Below are 20,074 nucleotides of genomic sequence, written 5' to 3' on the forward strand. Positions count from 1 at the left end.
CGCAGGGGCGGGGGCGGGTCAGAGCACGACGTCGAGGTGGCCGCCGGAGGCGGAGCCGAGGAACGTCATGAGGCGCAGCTGCACGTCGACCGGCACGGGCCGCGGGCTGGTGAGGGTGAGCCGGCCGATGAGGCGGCGCACGTCGTCGGGCGTCAGGTCCTTCTGCGCGGGGACGGTGCCGTCGCGGCGCTCGCGGTTGATCTCCGCGGCGAGCTGCGCGACGGGGGTGCCCTCGAGCTCGTCGAGCTCCAGGACGCGGCCGTAGAGGTGGCCGATGAGCGCCCGGTCGGACTGCGTCAGCTCGTCCAGCGGGTCCTCGTGGACGTAGTCGGGCGTGATGCGCTGCACCGGGGCGAGGTTGTGGAGCGCCTCGGGGCGGACGGTGCTGCGCACCGCCACGGGGGTGGTCACCGATCCGATCCGCACGACGATCATCTCCAGTCACTCGTTGTGGTTTAGCTGTCACTTCGAGTGTGGCAGGGGGGGTGCCCAGCTTGAGGCCGCGTCACCCGGACGGAGCAGCGTCCGTCCGGGTGACCTCCCGGCACCCCGCCCTCGGCGACGGGCCGCCGCGGCCGCCTCAGACGGGCTCGTCGGCGCGCGCGGCCCCCACCTGCGTCAGCGCCTGCTCGAACACGTCCGCCAGCGCGAGCGAGAAGTCCAGCGGCACCAGGGGGCTCTCGGTGCGACCGGCCGCCAGGCACTCGTGGACGTGCTCGAGCATGAAGCGGTGCCCGTGCTCGACGGGGTTCTCGCGCACCTCCGGCTCCCCGGCGCCCTCCCCGCGGCGGTGCACCGTGAAGCGGCGGCCGGAGTGCAGCGGCGCGTCGACGTGGATCCAGCCGGCGTCGCCCTCGACCCAGGCGTTCGAGGAGGCGTGCGCGGCGATCGTCGTGGACAGCGCGGCCACCGCGCCCGACTCCCACGACAGCGCCAGGGCGATCTGCCGGTCCACGCCCGAGTCCGTCAGCGTCCCGGCGGCGCGCACCTGCGCGGGCGCCCCCAGCAGCGTCAGCGCCAGCCCCACCGGGTACGGGCCCAGGTCCAGCAGCGAGCCCCCGCCGATGGCGGGGTCGTGGAAGCGGCGCGCGGACTCCGGCGCGGGGAAGCCCAGGTCGGCGTGCACCGAGAGGACCCAGCCGATCGCGCCGGAGGCCACGACGTCCAGCAGCTCGCGCGTCAGCGGCAGGAACCGCGTCCAGTACGCCTCCATGCAGAACACGCCGCGCTCGCGGGCGGTCGCCACCAGGTCGCCGGTGGCGGCGGCGCTGGCCGTCATCGGCTTCTCCACCAGCACCGGCGTCCCGGCCAGCAGGGCGGCCCTGGCCGGGGCGTGGTGCTGCGGGTGGGTGGTGGCCACGTACACCGCGTCCACGGCCGGGTCGGCGAGCATCGCCGCCACGTCGTCGTGCGCGCCGGCGGCCCCGTGCTCGTCGGCGAAGGCCCGCGCGCGGCCCGCGTCGCGCGAGCACACCGCCGCCAGGTGCCCGCCGTCGGCGAGCTCCAGCGCCCGCGCCACCGTCCGGGCGATGCCGCCCGTACCCACGAAACCCCAGCCGACGCTCACCGCGCCACCTCCCCGATCCGCTCGACGTCCTCCCGGTGCGGCAGCGACGCCGCCGCTCCCGGCCTGCTCACCGTCACCGCCGCGACCCGCGCCGCCCAGCGCGCGGCGTCCACCAGCCCCGCCCCCGACAGCAGGGCGTCGACCACGCCGGCGACGAAGCTGTCCCCGGCCGCGGTGGCGTCCACCGCGTCGGCGCTCGCGGCGGGCACCTCGGCCACGCCGGCCGGGGTGACGACCACGCAGCCCAGGGCGCCGCGGGTGACGATCGTGGTGCCGTCGGGCCGCACCGCGCGCGCCCGGCGCACCAGCGCCTCCACGTCCGCGGCGGGTTCCGCCCCGGCCAGCACGGCCAGCTCCCCAGCGTTGGGGACGAGCAGGTCGGCGCGGCGCAGCAGCTCCGGCGGCAGCGGCCGGGCCGGCGCGGGGTTGAGCACCAGCAGTCCCGTGCACAGCCGCGCGGCCGCCAGCAGCGCCTCGTCGGGCACCTCGCACTGCAGCAGCACGACGCGCGCGCCGCTGACGAGAGCGGCCGCGGACTCCACGCGCGCGGCGTCGAGCCGGTCGTTGGCGCCGGGACCGAGCACGATCGTGGACTCCGCGTCGTGCACGAGGACGACGGCGACACCGGTGGGGGCGTCCACGGCGCCGACGTGGTCGACGTCCACGCCCTCGGCGGCCAGGGCGGTGCGCAGCGCCCGGCCGTCGGCGTCGTCGCCGACGGCGGCGACCAGCGCGGTGGTGCGCCCGAGCCGGGCGGCGGCCACCGCCTGGTTGGCGCCCTTGCCGCCGAGGCCGCGCACCGCGTCGCCGCCGCGCACGGTCTGCCCGGCGGGCGGCAGGTGCGGCAGCGCGATCGCCAGGTCGGCGTTGACGCTGCCGACGACGGTGACGTCGTGCGTCTTGGCCGCGTGCAGGCGCCCGTGGGAGTCGCGCACCGCGCCCGCGGGCGCCTGCGCGGGTGCGCTCACCGGCTCGGGCCCGCTCACCGGACGGGCAGGACCCAGATCGCGGCCACGGCCGGGTCGCCGAGGTCGACCTCGCGCGCGCCGGGCCCCTCGCCGAGCCGCACCACGGTGGTGCCGGCGAACTCGCGGCGCGTGACGACCCGCACGTGCAGGTCCAGGCCGATGCCGAGGTCGGCGAAGTAGCGCAGCACGTCCGGGTCGGCGTCGGAGATGCGAGCCACGGAACCGCTGGCGCCCTCGGGCAGGTCGGCCAGGCTGTGCGCGCCGGGGCGCGGGACGGTGCCGTCGGGGCGCGGGATGGGGTCGCCGTGCGGGTCGCGCTCGGGGTGGCCCAGGCGGCGGTCCAGGCGGTCCAGGAGGCGGTCGGAGACGGCGTGCTCGAGCACCTCGGCCTCGTCGTGGACCTCGTCCCAGGAGTAGCCGAGGTCGGCGACGAGGAAGGTCTCCACGAGGCGGTGGCGGCGCACCACGCCGAGCGCCTGGGCGCGGCCGGCGTCGGTCAGCTCCACGCCGCCGTAGCGCTCGTGGCGCAGCAGGCCGGCGTCGGTGAGCTTGCGCACCGCCTCGGAGGCGGTGGACGGCGAGACGCCCAGGGCCTGCGCCAGCTTCGAGAGGGTGATCTTCTCGTCCGACCACTCGCCGGCGGCGTAGACGGCCTTGAGGCAGTCCTCGGCGGCCGGGGTGGCGGGGCGGGGCACGGCCCCAGCTTGCCACCAGGGCCGCGGGCGCGGGGAACCGCGCTCTCGCCGCGCTGATTTCGGCCCACCGAAAAGGGTTTGTCGACGTACACTCGGGGCACAGCCAGGGGTACCGGTGGACCGAGCGGGAGGAGACCGTGGTGGACCGACGCTGGACCGGGATCGGCGACGCCGTGCTCGCCGCCGCACTGCTGGCCGCGGCGGGGGCGTCCGCCGCCGCCGCGCGCTGGCCGGAGGCCGTGCTCGCCGCGCTGCTGGCGCTGACGTGGGGGGCGGCCGCCGCCAGGCGCCTGCCCCTGCGGCGCACCGCCGCCGTGACCGCGCTCACCCCGGTACCCGGGGCGGTGGTCGCCGAGGCCGCGGTGGCCGATGCCGCGGCCGCGGACACCGGCCCCCGCTCCGCCGCCTGACGACGCGGGGCCGGGACCGGGACCGCGCGCGCTCAGTCGAAGATCTCGGCCGACACGCCGGTGGGGCCCTCGTACTCGCGCTCCGCGATGCCGCCGAGCGCGTCCTTGACCTCCTTCGAGGCGCCGTTGCCGTCGGCCGCCTCCAGCAGCGCGGCCTTCGACGCCGGGTAGTCCACGCCGTGCAGGGCCTTCTGGACGTCGATCGGGCTGACGTTCGCCACGGGTTCCTCCTGAGCTGTCCGGGTCCACGGGTGTTCTGCTGCGACCGGCCGCCACGGGCGGCCGGTGCCCCCATCCACTCGCGGACCGGCACCGACCGCACGTCGGGAGTGCCACGATCACGCTGTGGAGCACCCCTGCGAGCAGATCCCGCTGGCCCCCGCCGACCTCGCCGCGGCCTGGCGCCGCACCCGCCCGCCGCGGCGCCTGGTGCACCTCGACTCCGCGGCGGCCGCCCGCGCGAGCTGGGCCGTGCTGGACGCGACCGCCGCGCACGCGCGCCGCGAGGCCGAGGAGGGCGGCTACGTGGCCGCGGCCGCCGCCGCACCGGTCCTGGACCGGGCGCGTGACGACGTGCGCGCCCTGCTGGGCTGGCCCGCGGGGGGCGGCGCGGTGGCCTTCTGCCACAGCGCCGAGGACGCGCTGCGCCAGGTGCTGCTGGGCCTGCCCGGCGGGGTGCCCACCACCGCGGCGCACGCCCCCGGCGAGTACGGGCCCAACGTCGCCCTGCTGCGCCGGCTGGGCGTGCGGCCCGTCACCGTCGACACCCCGCACCGGCTGGACCCGGCCGCGTTCGAGCGGTTCCTGGCGGGCACCCGGCCCGGCCTGGTGCACGTCACGTGGGTGGGCAGCCACGTCGGCACCGTGCAGCCGGCCGCCGAGGTCGCCGCCGTCTGCGCCGCCGCCGGGGTGCCCGTCGTGCTCGACGCCGCGCAGGCGTTCGGGCACGTGGACACCGCCCTGGACGCGCTGCCCGCCGACGCGGACGTCGTCGTCTACGGCACCTCGCGCAAGTGGCTGGCGGGCCCGCGCGGCGTCGGGTTCGCCGCCGCGCGCGGGCCGCTGGCGCACCGGCTGGCGCCGCTGGAGCAGGCCGAGGCGCACGTGGCCGGGCGGGTGGGGCTGGCGGCCGCGCTCGCCGAGCACCGCGACCTGGGCCCGGCGGCCGTGCGGGCGGGCCTGGCCCGGGTGGGCACGGCGGTCCGGCACCGGCTGGCGGCCGAGCTGGAGGGGACCTGGGAGGTCGTGGAGGAGCTCGACGAACCCAGCGCCACCGCGACGGTGCGCCCCACCGGGGGGAGCCTCGACCCGGCGACCACGGACCTGGCGGCGCTGCGGGCCCGGCTGCTGGCGGAGCACGGCGTGCTCACCACGTTCGCGGGCGTGGAACGTTCCCCCGGCGAGATGCGCACGCCCGCGCTGCGCGTCAGCGGTCACCTCGACACCGCGGCGCAGGACGTGGACGCGCTGGTGGCCGCGCTGCGCGCGGTGGCCTGACGCCGGCGCCCTCCCAGCCCGGGGTCCCGGCCCGGGGTCCCGGCCCGGGGTCCCGGCGAGCGGCGGGCGCCCGGCGCTGCGACAGTGGGGCGCGATCACCCGATCACCGACACGAGAACCCGGAGGGTCCGCGATGAAGGGCAAGGTCCTGTTCCTGGTGGCCGGCACTGCCGGTTACGTCCTGGGTGCGCGCGCCGGGCGGGAGCGCTACGAGCAGATCAGTGCCGCCGCCTCCCGCGCCTGGGGCAACCCCAAGGTGCAGCAGAAGGTCGGCGACCTCGAGGGCAAGGCCACCGACGCGGCCAAGCAGGCCGGCGCGGTGGCGCAGGAGAAGGTCGGCGCGGCCGCCGGCTCGGTGCGCTCGAAGGTCGGCGGTGGCAGCGGCGACGGCGACGGCGGCGACGGCGGCGACGGCGGCGACGGCGGCGACGGCGGTTCTGAGCAGCCGCTGGGCGACCAGCACCACACCCGCATGCCCACCGACTGACGCGGCGCGGGGTACTGCCGCCGCGCCCCGGTCCCCGGGTGCGCGGCGGCGGTGCGGCCGCGATCGTGGGGTCATGAGCTCTCCCACGGTCGGTGACCACGTCGTCTCGCGCCTGGCCCGGTGGGGGGCGCGCCGCGTGTACGGGTACCCCGGCGACGGCATCGGCGGGGTGGTCTCCGCCCTGGACCGCGCCCAGGCCGCCGGGGAGGCGGAGTTCGTGCAGGTCCGCCACGAGGAGACCGCGGGTTTCTGCGCGACCGCCGACGTGAAGTACGGCGGCAGCCCGATCGGGGTGTGCGCGGTGACGTCCGGCCCCGGGGCGGTGCACGTCCTGAACGGCCTGTACGACGCCAAGCTCGACCACGTCCCCGTGGTCGCCCTGCTCGGGCAGAGCGCCAGCAACGCCCTCGGCACGAGCTACTACCAGGAACTGGACCTCGTGCGGCTGTTCGCCGACGTCGCCGGCGAGTACCTGTTCCAGGTGAGCGACCCCAGCCAGGTGCAGCACGCGGTGGACCGCGCCGCCCGCACCGCGCTGGAGCGGCGCACCGTCACCGCGATCGTGCTGCCCAGCGACCTGCAGGACGCCGACGCGGTGCTCGAGGTGCCCGTCGCGCACGGGTACACCCACACCAGCGCCGTGCCCGGTTCCCTGCCGGGGACCCCGCGCCCGGAGGCCCTGGCGCAGGCCGCGGAGGTGCTGCGCTCGGGGAAGCGGGTGGCGATCCTCGCCGGGGCCGGGGCGCTGGGCGCCACCGAGGAGCTCACCGCCGTGGCCGACCGGCTCGGCGCCGGGGTGGCGAAGGCGCTGCTGGGCAAGGCGGTGCTGGACGACCGCCTCGACTGGGTGACCGGCGCGATCGGGTTGCTGGGCACCCGGCCGAGCTGGAACCTCATGCAGGGCTGCGACGTGCTGCTGATGGTCGGCACGACCATGCCGTACAGCGAGTACTACCCCGAGCCCGGCCAGGCCCGCGGCGTGCAGATCGACGTGGACGGCACCCGCTGCGGGTTGCGCTACCCCACCGAGGTGAACCTGGTGGGTGACGCGAAGGAGACGCTGGCCGCGCTGCTGCCGCTGCTGGAGGGCGCCGACCCGGACCCGTCCTGGCGCGAGGAGATCACCGGGTGGAACCGCACCTGGCGCACCTGGGGCGAGCAGCGCGCCGCCGCGCAGGCGGAACCGCTGAACCCGGAACTGCTGGTGCGGGGCCTGTCGGCGCGGCTGACCGACGACGCGATGGTCGCCGTGGACTGCGGCACCGCCACCAGCTGGTACGCGCGCGACCTGGACCTGCGCCCGGGGATGCTGGCGTCGCTGTCGGGCACCCTGCTGTCGATGGGCGGCGGGATGCCGTACGCGCTGGCCGCCAAGCAGGCCCACCCGGACCGGCCGGTGCTGGCGCTCATCGGCGACGGCGCGATGCAGATGAACGGGATCAACGAGCTCATCACCGTCGCGCAGCGCTGGCGCACCTGGGAGGACCCGCGCTTCGTCGTCGTGGTCTTCAACAACCGGGAACTGTCGTTCGTGGCGTGGGAGGCGCGCGCGATGCAGGGCGAGGTGCCCTTCGACGCGGCGATGGACGTGCCCGACGTGCCGTACGGGCAGTACGCGGGCCTGCTGGGGCTGGGCGGGGTGCGCACCGACGGACCCGACGGCCTGGACGCGCTGCTGGACGAGGCGTTCGCCGCGCGCCGGCCCACGGTGATCGACGCGGTGGTGGACCCGGACGTGCCGATGATCCCCCCGCACGTGACGACCGAGCAGGTCGTGAACACCGCGAAGGCCACCGCGAAGGCGGGCCTGCAGGGCGACCCCTCGGCGCGCCGGATCGTCGTGGAAGGTGCGCGCGAGACCGTCGGCGCCGCGGCCCGGGCCCTGCGCGAGCGCCGCGGCGGCGACCGCGACCACGACTGACCTCGCCGGGGCCCGTCCCACCCCCCGCGGTGATCTTGCACGGTTGAGACCTCAACCGTGCGAGATCACGGCAGGGTGGGGGTGGGGGTGGGGAGGTGGGAGCGAGGCGGGGGTCAGCGGCGCAGGACGCCGCGGGCGATGCGGTTCCCGACGAACTGCCCGACCTGCACGATGACGATGATCGTGGCGACGCTGACGTAGACGATGCCCCAGTCGTAGCGCTGCGAGCCGTACGTGATGGCGTAGTCGCCCAGCCCGCCGCCGCCGACGAGACCCGCCTGGGCGGTCATGTCGACGATGCCCACGAAGATGAACGTGTACCCCAGCACGAGCGGGCCCAGGCCCTCGGGGACGACCACCCCGAACAGGATCCGCAGCCGGGAGGCGCCGGCGGCGCGGGCGGCCTCCACCACACCGGGGTCCACCCCGACGAGGCTCTGCTCGACGATGCGGGAGACCGCGAACGCGGCGGCCAGCGCGATCGCGAACGTCACCGCCCCGGTGCCGATGGTGGTGCCGAGCACGGCGATCTGCAGCGGCGTGACCGCCGCCAGGAAGATGACGAACGGGATGGGGCGGACGATGTTCACCACGACGCCGAGGACGCCGAACACGGCCCGGTTGCCGAGCAGGTGCCCGGGGCGGGTGGCGTACAGGGCGATCCCGAGCGCCAGCCCGAGGACGCCGGAGGCGACCATCGAGACGAGCGCCATGAACAGCGTCTCCCAGATGGACTCGACGTAGACGTCGAGCGTGCTGAGGAAACCCTCCACGTCAGACCTCCTCCTCGGCCCGGACGCCCGCGTCGCGCAGGGCGGCCAGGGCGGCGTCCACGGCGGTGTCCGGACCGGTGGTCTCGTAGGTGAGGGAGCCGATGCGCCGTTCGCGCAGCTCCCCCACCCCGCCGTGCACGAGCTCGGTGCGGACCCCCGCGCTGCCGAACGCGTCGTCGATCCGCTTCTGCAGGCCGATCTCGTCGGTGATCTGCACGGTGACCAGGCGCCCGGGGTGGTGCTCGCGCAGCCGCGCCACCTGCTCGCGGGTGGGCCGGTCGTGCAGGACGCTGCGCACGAACCGCTGCGCCGGGGCGGTCTGCGGGGTGGCGAACACGTCGTAGACGTCGCCGACCTCGACGACGCGCCCGGCCTCCATGACCGCCACCCGGTCGGCGATCTGCCGCACGGCGTCCATCTCGTGCGTGATGACCACGATCGTCACGCCGAGCTCGCGGTTGACCCGCCGCAGCAGCGAGAGGACCTCGGTGGTGGTCTCCGGGTCCAGCGCGCTGGTGGCCTCGTCGGCCAGCAGCAGCGGCGGGTTCGTGGCCAGCGCCCGGGCGATGCCGACGCGCTGCTTCTGCCCGCCGGAGAGCTGCTCGGGGTGGGCGTGGGCGCGGTCCAGCAGGCCGACGAAGTCCAGCAGCTCGGCGACCCGGGCGTCGCGCTGCTCCCGGGGCACGCCGGCCACCTTCAGCGGGTAGGCGACGTTCCCGGCGACGGTGCGCGAGCGGAACAGGTTGAACTGCTGGAAGATCATGCCGATGCGCTGGCGCGCCCGGCGCAGGTCCTTCTCCCCCAGCCGGGTGAGGTCCTGGCCGGCGACGGTGACCGTCCCGGAGGTGGGCGCCTCCAGGGCGTTCACCAGCCGCACGAGGGTGGACTTGCCGGCGCCGGAGTACCCGATGACGGCGAGGACCTCCCCCTCCTGCACGTCGAGGCTGACGTCGTCGACGGCGGCGACGGCCTTGCCGCCGCGCTCGTACCGCTTGGTGACGCCCGTCAGGCGGACGATGGGTTCTGCCACGTCAGCCCTGCGCCGCCCGCGCGTCCTCCTCGACGTCCACCAGCTGCTCCTGCAGCGTGGCGGGGTCGACGTCGCGGACGACGGCCTGCGGGTAGCTCTTCACGAACTCCTCCTGCACGGCGGGGTCGTGGATGAGCTCGGCGAGGTCCAGGTACGTCTCGTTCGCGGTGTCCTCGGCGCGCGAGACGAAGAGGTTCACGTACGGCACCGCGGACTCGCTCTCGGGGTCGTCCTGGTGGACGACGTCCTCGACCGCCAGCCCGGCGCTGGTGGCGTAGTTGTTGTTGACGACGGCACCGGCCACGGAACCGTTCTGCAGCGCACCGGCGGTCTGGGAGGCGTCCAGCGGGACGACCTCGACCTTCGCGTCCTGCACGTCCGCGACGGTGGAGAAGGCGGAACCGCCGTCGGCCAGGGTCAGCAGTCCCGCGTCCTGCAGGACGAGCAGCGCGCGCGCCTCGTTGATGGCGTCGTCGGGGATGGCGACCTTGGCGCCCTGCGGGAACTGCGACGGGTCGTCGTGCTCGGTGGAGTACAGCGGCAGCGGGTACACGGCGGTGGAGCCGACGGGCTGCAGGTCGTCGTCGGCGGTGACGTTGTAGTTCGCCAGGTACTGGGTGTGCTGGAACTGGTTGAGGTCGACCTCGCCCTGGCTCAGCGCCGGGTTCGGCAGGCTGTAGTCGGAGAAGTTCACCAGCTCCACGTCGACGCCGAGGCGCTCGCTCGCCAGGTCGACGTAGGTGTCCCAGTACGGCTCGGCCTGGTCGGTGACGCCGATGCGCACGGTCTGCGCCTCGCCGGCCGCGGTGGTGGCGGTGTCGTCGTCGCCGGCGTTGCGCACGACGAGGGCGACGACGATCGCCACGACGGCGAGGACGGCGACGCCGATGACGATCGGCAGCTTGCTGCGGCCGGGCTTGTCGGGCAGGGAGGGCGGGGTGGCGGCGCTGGACAACTCGGGGCTCCTCGTGGGTGCGGGTTCTCGACGTCGGTGCGGGTCCTCGGACACCGCTGCCGGCGGGCGACCGGCGGGCGACCGGCGGGGGGCGGCGCGGGGCGCTCGCCGGGGTGGGCGGTCAGCCGCCGGTGGCGGTACCGCCCCGGGGACACGAGGGGGACGTGGCGCGAGGGCTCACGACGGGTTGCCTCCTGCTCGACCAGGCCGGTCCGTCGCTGCTGCGACGGCGCGACCACACGCTTGCGGGACGCTCCGTCCCGCCGGGCTTTCACCTGGAGCACCCCACCGCGGACGAGGGTTGCCGGTCAGCTAGCCAGGGCTTGTCGCTGACGCTCGATGCCGTCGGGAATCGTAACCAGACGCCGGATCGGACGCAAAACGCACCGGACCCACCCCCGGGTCGCCCCGGGTGCGCCCGGGTGCGCCCGGGTGGGCGAGCCCGCCGGGGCACCGGTGCGGGCCGAGCCCCTTGTCGCGAGTAGATTGCAACAGCACCAGCCCGAGCGACAGCACCGGCCCCGCCGCGCCGCAGGAGGTCCCTTGCCGACAGCCGGCGCCCCGCCCCTCCCCTCCCCCGCCCTGCGGCGCGACCCGCTGGGCCGGCGCGCCCGCACCCGCCGCCGTGCCCTGGTGCTGGCCGCCCTGGCCGCGTCCGCCGTCGCCGCCGCCCTGGCCGGTGCGGCGGTGGGAGCGGCGGCCGTGGCCCCGGGCGACGTGCTGCGCATCACCGCGCACCACGTGCTCGGCGCACCGGCCACCGCGTCGTGGGGCCCGGCCGAGGACGCGATCGTGTGGGAGGTGCGGCTGCCGCGGGTGCTGCTGGGCCTGGCGGTCGGCGCGGGCCTGGCGGTGTGCGGGGCCGCGATGCAGGCCATGGTCCGCAACCCGCTCGCCGACCCGCAGCTGCTGGGCGTGACCTCCGGCGCCTCCACGGGCGCCGCCGCCGCCATCCTGCTGGGCGCAGGCGCCGGCTGGGGCGAGCACGCCCTGTCCGGCAGCGCGTTCACCGGCGCGCTGGCCGCGGCGGTGCTGGTGTACGCCATCGCCCGCGGCGCCGGGCAGGTCACCTCGGGGCGGCTGCTGCTGGCGGGCGTGGCCGTCGGGTACGCCCTGCACGCGGCCACCAGCTTCCTCGTCTTCGCCTCCGGCTCCGCCGAGGGCGCCCGCTCGGTGGTGTTCTGGCTGCTGGGCTCGCTCGGCCTGGCCGCCTGGGGCGCCCCGCTGGGCGCCGTGCTCGTCGTGGCCGCCGGCACCGTCGCGGCCCTGACCGCGTGGGGGCCGCGCCTGGACGCCCTGGCCCTGGGCGACGAGACCGCCCGCGGCCTGGGCGTGTCCCCCGCCGCGTTCCGCACCGCGCTGCTCGTCGCGGTCTCGCTGTGCGTGGGCGTGCTCGTCGCCGCCTCCGGCGCGATCGGCTTCGTCGGTCTCGTCGTCCCCCACCTCGCCCGCCGGCTGGTGGGCGGCGCGCACCGCTGGTCGGTGCCGGCGGCCGCGCTGCTGGGCGCCGCGTTCCTGGTGGTGGCCGACCTGCTGGCCCGCACCGTGCTCGCGCCGCAGGAGCTGCCCATCGGCATCGTCACCGCGCTCGCCGGCTGCCCGTTCCTGCTGTGGCTGGTGCGGGGCACCCGCACCGCCGTCTGACCCGAGGAGGCCCCCGTGCCCGCCCCCCGCACCACCGGTCCCGCCCGCCGCGCGCCCGCCGCGCTCGCGGCCGCCTGCGCCCTGCTCACCGCCGCGTGCGGCGCCGGCCCGGCCGGCGGGGCGGCCTCCGGGGCGGACGGCGCCGGCGAGCGCCTGGAGGTCGTCAACTGCGGGCAGCCGGTGCAGCTGGAGACCCCGCCGGAGCGGGTGGTCCTGCTCAAGAGCGCCGCCGTGCCGTACCTGCACGACCTCGGGGTGCTGGAGCGGGTCGTGGCCCGCGCCGGGCTGTACCCGCAGGAGTACTACGACGCGGCGACGCTGCGGGAGCTGGACGCGGTGCCCCTGCTGACGGAGCGCACCGACACCAGCGGGCACCTGCGCGTCTCCCGCGAGGTGGTGCTCTCCCGGCGCCCGGACCTGGTGCTCGGCGAGGTCGACGGCCTGGACCGCGCGTCGCTGGCCGCCTCGGGGATCCCGCTGCTGGAGGAACCGGCGCTGTGCCCCACCGGCGGCGGTGAGCCGGGCTTCGAGAGCGTCTACGACCAGGTGGAGCTGTACGGGCGGGTCTTCGAGCGCGAGGAGCGCGCCCGCGAGGTCGCCGGGGGCTTGCGCGAGCGCGTGGAGGCGGTGCGCGCGCGCACGGACGCCGCGCTGGCCGCCGGTGCCCCCGAGCGCACGGCCGCCGTGCTGTACCCCACGGTCGGCGGGGGTGTCACCTACGCCTACGGCGCCGCCAGCACCGCCACCCCGCAGCTGGAGGCGGCGGGGCTGCGCAACGTGTTCGCCGACGTCGGCGAGCGCGTCTTCGAGGTCACGCCCGAGGAGCTGCTGGCCCGCGACCCGCAGGTGCTGGTGCTGCTGCACAGCGACGGCGACCCGGCCGCGGTGCGCTCGGCGGTGACGGAGCTGCCGGGGGCGCAGGCGCTGAGCGCGGTGCGCGACGGCGAGGTCCTGGTGCAGCTGTTCAACTTCACGGAGCCGGCGACGCCGCTGGCGGTCGAGGGGCTGGAGCGCATCGCCGACGCCCTCGGCCCCGCCGAGCCGGCGGCCGCCCCGTGATCCGCGCCCGCGGCGTGCGGTTCGCCCACCGCCGCCGGCCCGTGCTGCACGGCGTGGACCTCGACGCCGCCGCGGGACGGGTGCTGGGGGTCGTCGGCCCCAACGGCAGCGGCAAGACGACGCTGCTGCGCACCCTGCACGGCTCGCTGCGCCCGGCCGCCGGGCGCGTGGAGGTCGACGGCGACGACGTCGCGGCGCTGTCCGCCCGCGAGGTCGCCCGCCGGGTGGCGGTGGTGGCGCAGGAGGACGAGGGGGTGCCGCCGCTGACGGTGGCGGACATGGTGCTGCTGGGACGCACCCCGCACCGCGGCGCGTTCTCCCGCACCAGCGCCGCCGACGAGGAGGGCGCCGCGGCCGCCCTGGAGCGGGTGGGTGCCCTGCACCTGGCGGACCGGCCCTTCCCGGAGCTGTCCGGCGGTGAGCGCCGGCGCGTCCTCGTGGCCCGGGCGCTCACCCAGGACGCGCCGAACCTGCTGCTGGACGAGCCGACGAACCACCTGGACGTGCGCCACCAGCACGACGTGCTGGCGCTGCTGCGCGGACTGGGCCGCACGGTCGTGGTGGTGCTGCACGACCTGAACCTGGCTGCCGCGCACTGCGACGAGGTGGTCCTGCTGGACGCCGGCCGCGTCGTGGCCGCGGGGACGCCCGGCGAGGTGCTCACCCCGCAGCGGGTGGCGGCCGTGTACGGCGTCGAGGCGCGCCGCGTGGAGGTGGAGGACGGCTTCCAGCTGCTGCTGCGGCGGTCGCCCTCAGCGGGCGCCGGCGCCGGGCTCGCCCTGCCCGTCCCCTCCACCGCCCCCACCAGCGGCCCGCCCACCGGCGTCCCGCTCGCCGTCCCGGGCCTGCTCGGCCCGCGCGGCGCGCACCGCGAGGACCGGTAGCAGCCACCAGCACAGGGCCACGAGCACCGCGACGCCACCGCCGGCCACGGCACCGGCCACCCGGCCGCCGACGACGTCGACGACCAGCAGGACCCCGCCGGCGACGACGAGCCCCACCGCGGCCAGCCCCGCCTTGGCGTAGCGGGTCCCCGCCCGCACCAGCCGCGCCTTGGAGCGGCGCTGGAACAGGGCCCGGTGGTAGCCCACGGGTGCCACGAACAGGACGATCGCGGTGACGGCCAGCAGCAGCACGACCACGTAGACGGTGCGCTGGAAGGTGTCCAGGGTGTCGAAGCGCGACTGGAACGGCAGGGTCATGAGGAAGCCGGCCAGCAGCTGCACCCCGGTCTGCACCACGCGCAGCTCCTGCAGCAGCTCCACCCAGTTGCGGTCCAGCCGTTCGGTGGGCGTCTCGTTGCGCAGGCCGGCGTACGGGTCGCCCGGTTCGGCGAGGGGCACGGTGCTCACCCGCCCCACCGTAGGCACCCCCGTCCCGCCGTGCCCGCCGGTCCGGCGAGGCTCGCCCGGCGGGGGTGGTCCAGCGGGGTCAGGGCGCGGCGGCGCCCTCGGGGTCGTCCGGGTCGTCGACCAGGGCCGGTTCCTCGCGCTCGTCGGCGTCGGCCGGCTCGGGCCGCTCGGCCGCCCGGCTCAGCCGCTCGCGCTCGGCGGCGTCCTCCACGGCTTCGGCGTCGTCGGGGCGGGCGGCGGTGTCGGGCTGGAAGTCCTCGGGCGGGAAGTCGGCTGCGCTGGTCTCGGTCACGGGCCCACCATGCCGCGCTCCCCGGCCGACGTCGAGCCGGCCTCCATCGCCAGCAGCAGGCGCTTGGCGTCGGTGCCGCCGAGGTACTCGCCGGTGCCGCCGTCGCTGCGCACGACCCGGTGGCAGGGCACCAGCAGGGGCAGCGGGTTGCGCGCGCAGGCCGTGCCGACGGCCCGCACCGCGCGCGGGTTGCCGGCCAGTCCCGCGACGCGGGCGTACGAGGCGGTGGTGCCGTAGCCGAGGCCGCGCAGCACGCCGAGGACGTCGCGGCGGAACCCGGACACCAGCGACAGGTCCAGCGGCACGGCGAAGTCGCGCCGCCCGCCCTCGAAGTACTCCCCCACCTGGCGCGCGGCCGCCTCCAGCCGGTCGGGGGCGCGCAGGACGCGCGGGCTCAGCCGCGCGGCGAGCTGGGCGAGCACCGCGTCGTGGTCCTCGCGGGCGAACGCCACCCGCACGACGCCGCGCCCGGTGGCGGCCAGCAGCAGCGGCCCCACCGGGGAATCCACCGTGCGGTAGGCGACGTCCAGCAGGCCCGCGGCATCGGCGCGCCCGGCCAGGGCCGCCCGCAGCGCGGTCAGCTCGGCCCCCTCGTCAGCGGTCGCGAACAGGTCCTCGTCCATCACTCCCCGTCCTCTCGTCCCCAGGTCCTGCGCAGCGCGGCGATCCCGTCGGCCGCCGCGCGCCGCGCCGCCTCGGGCGTGCCGCCCACGAGGGCGGCGACCTCGGCGTGCGGCAGCCCCGCCAGGTGGTGGTAGGCCACGCACCGGCGCTGCTTGGGCGGCAGCGCCGCCACGGCCGCCCACAGCCGCTCGTCGCGCACCGGGTCGGGCACCGGTCCCTCCGGTGCGGCGACCTCGGGCAGCCGCTCGGCCGGCACGGGCCGCCGGCGGGCGGCGCGGTGCGCGTCGAGCGCCTTGCGGTGCGCGATCGTCACCAGCCACGCCCGCACGTCGCTGCCGGTCGGCAGCGAGGGGTAGGCGCGCAGCGCGGCCAGGAACGTCTCGGACCAGGCGTCGTCGGCGGCGTCGGGGCCGACGACGGCGCGGCACACGCGCAGCACGAGCGCGCCGTGCCGCTCCACGACGGCCTCGAACGGCTCCAGGTCCCCACCGGTGCGTCCCTCCACACCCGGTGGACGCGCGGCGGGGCGCTCGCGTGAGGTCGCCGGCCCGCTCACCCCGCGGCGGCCGCGGCCAGGGCGGTGCGCAGCTGCAGCTCGGTGGGGGCCTGCACGGGCAGGAACGCGGCCTCGCGGCGGCGGCGGGCGGCGGGGTGGTCGCGGCGGTAGCCGGTGCCGCCGGTGAGCAGGCCCTCGGCGTGCACGGCGCGGGCCAGCAGGTCGAGCACCGCGACGCGCGCGGCGGCGGGCCCGGTGGGCCCTCCGGCCGCCGGGTCGGCCGCGAGCCGCCCGAGGCGGGCGGCGAGGTCGTCGCGCCCGGCGCACAGGTCGCGGTGCGCACCGGCCAGCAGGGCGCCGGGGCCGGTGAGGCGGCCGGCGGCGCCCGCGAGGGCGGCGTCGGCGACGCCGAGGGCCATCGCCGCCTGGGTCAGCAGCATCACGGGGCGGCAGGCGCCGACGAACGCGGCGAGGTCGTCGCCGAGCACGGTGGTGGTGCTCGCCCCGTCGAGCTCGACGGCGCCCGTGCCGGTGCCGTCCAGGGCGAGCAGCGGCCCGGCGGGGCGCACCCGGACACCGGGCTCACCGACCCGCACGAGCACCACGAGGCGCCCGTCGCCGGCGGTGCGGGCGGGCAGCACGACGACGGCCCCGTCGAACAGGTTCGACGCCCACGACACCGCCCCGGTCAGCCGCCAGGCGCCGCCGCCCGCGGGCTCGGCCAGCACGGGCACCGGTGGTCCGCCGGTCAGGTCGGCGAGGGCCGGCGCGAGCGCGGTGGCACCGGGCAGGGTGCCGGCGCGCAGCCCGGTGAGCAGGGCGGGCCCCTCCCCGGCGGGGGGGAACCGCTCCAGGTACTCCACGACCATCGTCTGCGACCAGGCGCAGAAGGCGTCGGCCAGGCTCGCCGAGGCCACGGCCCGCAGCAGCGCCACCGCCGTCGCCGGCCGCTCACCGGGAGCACCGGGCGGTGCGAGCAGCCCCGCGTCGCCGAGCAGCCGCAGGCCCTCGCCCGCGTCGCGCTCGCCCGCGTCCACCGCCGCGGCCGAGGCCGCCAGGCGCGCCAGCACCTCCTCCGGGCCGGCCGTGGCGGGCCCGCTCGTCACGGGGTGCGGCCCGGTGCCGGGGTGGACCGCGCGACGGGGGCGCCGCTGCCCACGACGGCCTCCGCCTCGACCTCCACGAGCAGGGTGGGGTCGATGAGGGCGGAGACCTGGACCATCGTGGCGGCCGGGCGCACGGCGGCGAAGAACTCCCCGTGGGCGCGGCCGACCTCCTCCCACCGGGAGATGTCGGTGACCAGCAGGCGGGTGCGCACCACGTCGGCCAGGCGGGCCCCGGCGGCCCCCAGGGCCGCCTCGACCCGCCGCAGGGCCTCGCGGGTCTGCTCGGCGGCGTCCCCGGCGCAGCCCCCGGCGGCGCGCCCGTCCGGCCCGGCGGCGGTCGTGCCCGCCACCCACACCCGGTCGCCCACGCGCACGGCGCGCGAGTACCCCACGAGGGGCTCCCACGGCGCCCCCGACGACACCAGGAACCGCCCGTCCGGTCGCTCGCTCACGCGGGCAGTGTGCCGGACGGGCGGGTCACCGGGACGGGACGGCCCGTCGGCTCCTGCCCGCGGCTCCTGCCCGTCAGCTCTGCATGACCAGGTGCTGGACCCGGCGGGGGTCGGCCTGCACGGTGCCGGAGAGGTGCTGCCCGGGCCACTCCGCCGCCAGGGCGACCCACTCGTCGTAGGAGACGGCGCGGCCGTCGTGGGTGAACCGGTCGTTGCGGTCGTACCGGACGACGGGCCCGTGCGCGGTGGTGATCGTGCCGTCGCCCCCGTTCCAGATCTCCCGGGGCGCCAGCTCGTACGACAGGGAGGACCTCGTCGGGCGGCCGGTGATCGCCACCCGGGGCTGGTCCTCGTCGGCGCACGCGGGTCCGGAGCAGTGGGAGTCCTCCGCATCGCCGGCGCTCAGCGTCGCGAACGCCACCACCGACCTGCTCGGCATGATCGGCCAGAACGGGCTGTCCTCGTCGCTGACCACCGGCAGACGGAACCTGACGCGCTGGGGCCTGCCCCGGCACAGGCCCGACGCCTCGGGTTCGTCCGCGGTGGCCCGCACGCCGAGGTCGCCCCCGTCGTACCAGGGGGCGCTGGTGTCGTACTGGCTGAGCAGCGCGTCGACGGTGAAGGGGGTCCCTCTGGGGCAGGTGACGGTCACCGTCCAGGTGACCGAGGTCCCGCGGGCGTTCGAGGTCGCCGTCGGGGAGACCCGCAGGTCCGTCACGGGCGCCGCCTGGGCCGGCGCGGAGGTCAGGGTCAGGCAGGCGGCACCGACGAGCGCCATCGCCCCACGGAGGATTCGCATGCTTCGACGCTACGGGGAGTAGTGGCTCCCTGACTGGGAAACGCCCGAACGGGTGACGGGGCCCCGCTGCCTCCCGGCTGCGGGGCCCCGTCCCGGTGGTTCAGGCGGTCAGGTCCACCGGGGCCTCGACCGGCGCGGGCCGCTCGCACGTCGTGGTCAGCTCGACGGTCGAGCGCGTGTCGGCGGCGCGCTGCACCGACTCCATGACGTCCAGGACGTGCAGGGCGACCTCGTCGTTCGCGCGGTGCCGGCGCCCCTCGGCGAGGGCGGTCGCCAGGTCGGCCAGGCCGTACCCGCGCCCCGCCCCGACGTAGCCGGCGCGCACGCCGGCGTCGCGCCAGTTCGCGTCGTGGTCCGCGCCCGGGCCGGGCGCGGGGGCGCCGGCCGCGGAGTAGACCTCCACGGTGCCGTCGAAGTGGTTCGGGTCCGGCACGGACAGGGAGCCGCCGGTCCCGTGCACCTCGATGCGCGGCAGGCGCGCGGCCCAGGTGTCGAAGCTCATCACCAGGGTGGAGACGGCGCCGGAGGCGTGCACGAGGATCCCCGCGACCGAGCTGTCGATCGTGACGTCGAAGCTCTCCCCCGCCCGCGGGCCCTGCCCGATCGTGCGGGTGGCGGACGGCCGCCAGGACACCCCGACCACGCGCTCGACGGGCCCGAGCAGCTGCACCAGGGACGTGACGTAGTACGGCCCCATGTCCAGCAGCGGGCCGCCGCCGGGCTGGTAGTAGAAGTCGGGGAAGTGGTGCCAGCGCTCGTGCCCGGGCGTCGTCATGAACGCCGTGGCCGAGTGCGGCACGCCGATCTCCCCGGCGTCGACGACGGCGCGGGCGGTCTGCACACCCGTGCCGAGCACCGTGTCCGGGGCGGAGCCGACGCGCAGGCCCGCCGCGGCGGCGGCCTTCAGCACCTCGCGGCCCTCGGCGACGTCCATCGCCAGCGGCTTCTCGCCGTACACGTGCTTGCCGGCGGCGATGGCCTGCAGGGCGATGTCGGCGTGCGTGGACGGCAGCGTGAGGTTCAGCACCACGTCGACGTCGTCGGCGGCCAGCAGTTCCGGCAGGGCCAGGACGCGGGCGCCGTCGTGCTCGGCGGCCAGGGCGCCGGCGCGCTCGGTGCTCAGGTCCGACACCGCGGTGACCCGCAGCTGCGGCAGCCGCTGCAGGCACGCGGAGTACTGGGCGCTGATGGTGCCGGCGCCGACGACGCCCACGCGCAGCGGGTTCACCGTGCCGCCCACAGCAGGCCCCTCTCGATGATCGTCTTCACGTTCGGATCGCGCAGCACCTCGACGTTGTGCCCCGGGGTGCTGACGAACATGCGCCCCTTCCCCCACTGGCGCGTCCAGATCGCCGGGGAGGTGACCGGGCGGTGCCACGGGTCCCAGGCGCGCACGGCCTGGGTGGTGGTGGCGAGGACGTCGAGGTAGTCGTCGGTGAGCACCCAGTACTGCTCGGTCACGAGGTCGAAGTCGCCGATGCCCTGCGTGATGGGGTGCTCGGCCGCGGCGGGCAGCATCTCGACCCGGTAGGGGACGTAGTTGTCCGACTGCTCCCCGACGCGCTCGGCCGGCGCCTTGCCGGGGTGGCACGCGAACTGCCCGCCGATGAAGTGCAGGTAGTCGGAGGAGTTCCGGTAGGAGTCGGCGATGCCCCCGTGCCACCCGCCCAGGCCGGTCCCGTTCTCCACGGCCGTCATGAGACCGGCGAGCTCGTCCTTCTCGATGGTGCTCATGGTGTTGCACTGCACGACGAGGTCGACAGCCGCCATGTAGTCGCCGTCGGCGTACACCTTCGGCGAGTCCTCGACGCGGACGGTGAAGCCGTTCGCCGTCAGGTGCGGGATGAACAGGTCGGTGGCCTCGACGGGCTGGTGCCCGTCCCAGCCGCCTCGGACGACGAGCGCCCTGCGTTCGCTCACGAGGAGGGTCCTTCCGGGGTCGCGGTG

23 protein-coding genes, 1 pseudogene and 1 riboswitch are annotated in these 20,074 nt (G+C 76.9%); of the genes and pseudogenes, 7 read left to right on the forward strand and 17 right to left on the reverse strand.

The annotated features are described in order from the left end of the window. Nucleotides 1-18: 18 nt before the first annotated feature. The 4 genes from MN205_RS08430 to MN205_RS08445 form a co-directional block, all read right to left on the reverse strand. Nucleotides 19-411, reverse strand: a complete 393-nt coding sequence (locus MN205_RS08430; RefSeq protein ID WP_242126193.1) for a hypothetical protein — start codon at nucleotides 409-411, stop codon at nucleotides 19-21. A gap of 169 nt (nucleotides 412-580) precedes the next feature. After that, complete coding sequence (locus tag MN205_RS08435) at nucleotides 581-1,567, reverse strand: Gfo/Idh/MocA family protein (RefSeq protein WP_242126195.1); 987 nt, start codon at nucleotides 1,565-1,567, stop codon at nucleotides 581-583. Continuing rightward, complete coding sequence (locus tag MN205_RS08440; RefSeq protein WP_242126197.1) at nucleotides 1,564-2,535, reverse strand: ribokinase; 972 nt, start codon at nucleotides 2,533-2,535, stop codon at nucleotides 1,564-1,566. The genes MN205_RS08435 and MN205_RS08440 overlap by 4 nt, the downstream gene beginning before the upstream one ends. A gap of 14 nt (nucleotides 2,536-2,549) precedes the next feature. Next, entirely contained in the window at nucleotides 2,550-3,230 is a 681-nt protein-coding gene (locus MN205_RS08445; RefSeq protein ID WP_242126199.1) for a metal-dependent transcriptional regulator, read from the reverse strand. 140 nt (nucleotides 3,231-3,370) lie between these two features. Here MN205_RS08445 and MN205_RS08450 point away from each other — a divergent pair, with 140 nt between their 5' ends. Next, entirely contained in the window at nucleotides 3,371-3,640 is a 270-nt protein-coding gene (locus tag MN205_RS08450; RefSeq protein WP_242126200.1) for a hypothetical protein, read from the forward strand. A gap of 32 nt (nucleotides 3,641-3,672) precedes the next feature. On the opposite strand, the gene MN205_RS08455 is transcribed toward MN205_RS08450, so the two are convergent. Beyond that, nucleotides 3,673-3,861 carry a DUF2795 domain-containing protein gene (locus MN205_RS08455; protein ID WP_242126201.1) on the reverse strand — a complete coding sequence of 63 codons (189 nt, stop codon included), beginning with the start codon at nucleotides 3,859-3,861 and terminating at the stop codon, nucleotides 3,673-3,675. A 124-nt stretch (nucleotides 3,862-3,985) separates the two neighbouring features. Here MN205_RS08455 and MN205_RS08460 point away from each other — a divergent pair, with 124 nt between their 5' ends. The 3 genes from MN205_RS08460 to MN205_RS08470 all read left to right on the forward strand — a co-directional run bounded on the left by MN205_RS08460 (nucleotide 3,986) and on the right by MN205_RS08470 (nucleotide 7,545). Then, on the forward strand, nucleotides 3,986-5,137 hold the full coding sequence (locus MN205_RS08460; protein ID WP_242126202.1) for an aminotransferase class V-fold PLP-dependent enzyme: 1,152 nt from the start codon (nucleotides 3,986-3,988) through the stop codon (nucleotides 5,135-5,137). A gap of 133 nt (nucleotides 5,138-5,270) precedes the next feature. Further along, nucleotides 5,271-5,624 carry a hypothetical protein gene (locus tag MN205_RS08465; RefSeq protein ID WP_242126204.1) on the forward strand — a complete coding sequence of 118 codons (354 nt, stop codon included), beginning with the start codon at nucleotides 5,271-5,273 and terminating at the stop codon, nucleotides 5,622-5,624. Between the two features lie 73 nt (nucleotides 5,625-5,697). Continuing rightward, a complete protein-coding gene (locus tag MN205_RS08470; protein ID WP_242126205.1) occupies nucleotides 5,698-7,545 on the forward strand; it encodes a thiamine pyrophosphate-requiring protein in 1,848 nt (615 codons plus the stop codon). A 113-nt stretch (nucleotides 7,546-7,658) separates the two neighbouring features. Here the strand turns inward: MN205_RS08470 and MN205_RS08475 are convergent, their stop codons facing one another. From MN205_RS08475 to MN205_RS08485, 3 genes are all read right to left on the reverse strand, one after another. Then, nucleotides 7,659-8,258 (reverse strand): ABC transporter permease subunit, encoded by a 600-nt coding sequence (locus MN205_RS08475; RefSeq protein WP_255818506.1) that lies wholly within the window; start codon nucleotides 8,256-8,258, stop codon nucleotides 7,659-7,661. Nucleotides 8,259-8,319: 61 nt separating this feature from the next. Beyond that, a complete protein-coding gene (locus MN205_RS08480) occupies nucleotides 8,320-9,348 on the reverse strand; it encodes a methionine ABC transporter ATP-binding protein (protein ID WP_242126209.1) in 1,029 nt (342 codons plus the stop codon). A gap of 1 nt (nucleotide 9,349) precedes the next feature. Continuing rightward, the gene (locus MN205_RS08485) at nucleotides 9,350-10,303 is read right to left on the reverse strand and encodes a MetQ/NlpA family ABC transporter substrate-binding protein (RefSeq protein WP_242126211.1); all 954 of its coding nucleotides are present in this window, start codon (nucleotides 10,301-10,303) and stop codon (nucleotides 9,350-9,352) included. Between the two features lie 234 nt (nucleotides 10,304-10,537). Continuing rightward, nucleotides 10,538-10,647, reverse strand: a riboswitch (SAM riboswitch). Between the two features lie 199 nt (nucleotides 10,648-10,846). Between MN205_RS08485 and MN205_RS08490 the strand changes: the two genes are divergently transcribed. The 3 genes from MN205_RS08490 to MN205_RS20500 are packed head-to-tail and all read left to right on the forward strand — an operon-like array spanning nucleotide 10,847 to nucleotide 13,890. After that, a complete protein-coding gene (locus tag MN205_RS08490; protein WP_242126213.1) occupies nucleotides 10,847-11,947 on the forward strand; it encodes an iron ABC transporter permease in 1,101 nt (366 codons plus the stop codon). Between the two features lie 15 nt (nucleotides 11,948-11,962). After that, nucleotides 11,963-13,006, forward strand: a complete 1,044-nt coding sequence (locus tag MN205_RS08495) for an ABC transporter substrate-binding protein (protein ID WP_242126215.1) — start codon at nucleotides 11,963-11,965, stop codon at nucleotides 13,004-13,006. Beyond that, nucleotides 13,003-13,890 carry an ABC transporter ATP-binding protein gene (locus tag MN205_RS20500; RefSeq protein WP_242733314.1) on the forward strand — a complete coding sequence of 296 codons (888 nt, stop codon included), beginning with the start codon at nucleotides 13,003-13,005 and terminating at the stop codon, nucleotides 13,888-13,890. Before MN205_RS08495 ends, MN205_RS20500 begins: the two co-directional genes overlap by 4 nt. 54 nt (nucleotides 13,891-13,944) lie before the next feature. On the opposite strand, the pseudogene MN205_RS20505 reads toward MN205_RS20500, so the two are convergent. The 9 genes and pseudogenes from MN205_RS20505 to MN205_RS08545 form a co-directional block, all read right to left on the reverse strand. Continuing rightward, nucleotides 13,945-14,376, reverse strand: a pseudogene (locus MN205_RS20505) (DUF6328 family protein); the annotation flags it as partial. Nucleotides 14,377-14,437: 61 nt separating this feature from the next. Further along, a complete protein-coding gene (locus tag MN205_RS08510) occupies nucleotides 14,438-14,650 on the reverse strand; it encodes a hypothetical protein (protein WP_242126219.1) in 213 nt (70 codons plus the stop codon). Further along, the gene (locus tag MN205_RS08515) at nucleotides 14,647-15,273 is read right to left on the reverse strand and encodes a methylated-DNA--[protein]-cysteine S-methyltransferase (protein WP_242126221.1); all 627 of its coding nucleotides are present in this window, start codon (nucleotides 15,271-15,273) and stop codon (nucleotides 14,647-14,649) included. Before MN205_RS08515 ends, MN205_RS08510 begins: the two co-directional genes overlap by 4 nt. Next, nucleotides 15,273-15,779 carry an RNA polymerase sigma factor gene (locus MN205_RS08520; protein WP_242126223.1) on the reverse strand — a complete coding sequence of 169 codons (507 nt, stop codon included), beginning with the start codon at nucleotides 15,777-15,779 and terminating at the stop codon, nucleotides 15,273-15,275. Before MN205_RS08520 ends, MN205_RS08515 begins: the two co-directional genes overlap by 1 nt. A 47-nt stretch (nucleotides 15,780-15,826) precedes the next feature. Then, nucleotides 15,827-16,876, reverse strand: coding sequence for an acyl-CoA dehydrogenase family protein (locus MN205_RS08525; protein ID WP_242126225.1), 1,050 nt, complete (start codon nucleotides 16,874-16,876; stop codon nucleotides 15,827-15,829). Further along, on the reverse strand, nucleotides 16,873-17,328 hold the full coding sequence (locus tag MN205_RS08530) for a Rid family hydrolase (protein WP_242126227.1): 456 nt from the start codon (nucleotides 17,326-17,328) through the stop codon (nucleotides 16,873-16,875). Before MN205_RS08530 ends, MN205_RS08525 begins: the two co-directional genes overlap by 4 nt. 73 nt (nucleotides 17,329-17,401) lie before the next feature. Further along, nucleotides 17,402-18,127, reverse strand: coding sequence for a hypothetical protein (locus MN205_RS08535; protein ID WP_242126229.1), 726 nt, complete (start codon nucleotides 18,125-18,127; stop codon nucleotides 17,402-17,404). A gap of 100 nt (nucleotides 18,128-18,227) precedes the next feature. Continuing rightward, on the reverse strand, nucleotides 18,228-19,367 hold the full coding sequence (locus MN205_RS08540; protein ID WP_242126231.1) for a Gfo/Idh/MocA family protein: 1,140 nt from the start codon (nucleotides 19,365-19,367) through the stop codon (nucleotides 18,228-18,230). Further along, a complete protein-coding gene (locus tag MN205_RS08545) occupies nucleotides 19,352-20,047 on the reverse strand; it encodes a ThuA domain-containing protein (protein ID WP_242126233.1) in 696 nt (231 codons plus the stop codon). The genes MN205_RS08540 and MN205_RS08545 overlap by 16 nt, the downstream gene beginning before the upstream one ends. Nucleotides 20,048-20,074: the final 27 nt, after the last annotated feature.

This window comes from Kineococcus sp. TRM81007 (assembly GCF_022669155.1).
Lineage (GTDB): Bacteria > Actinomycetota > Actinomycetes > Actinomycetales > Kineococcaceae > Kineococcus.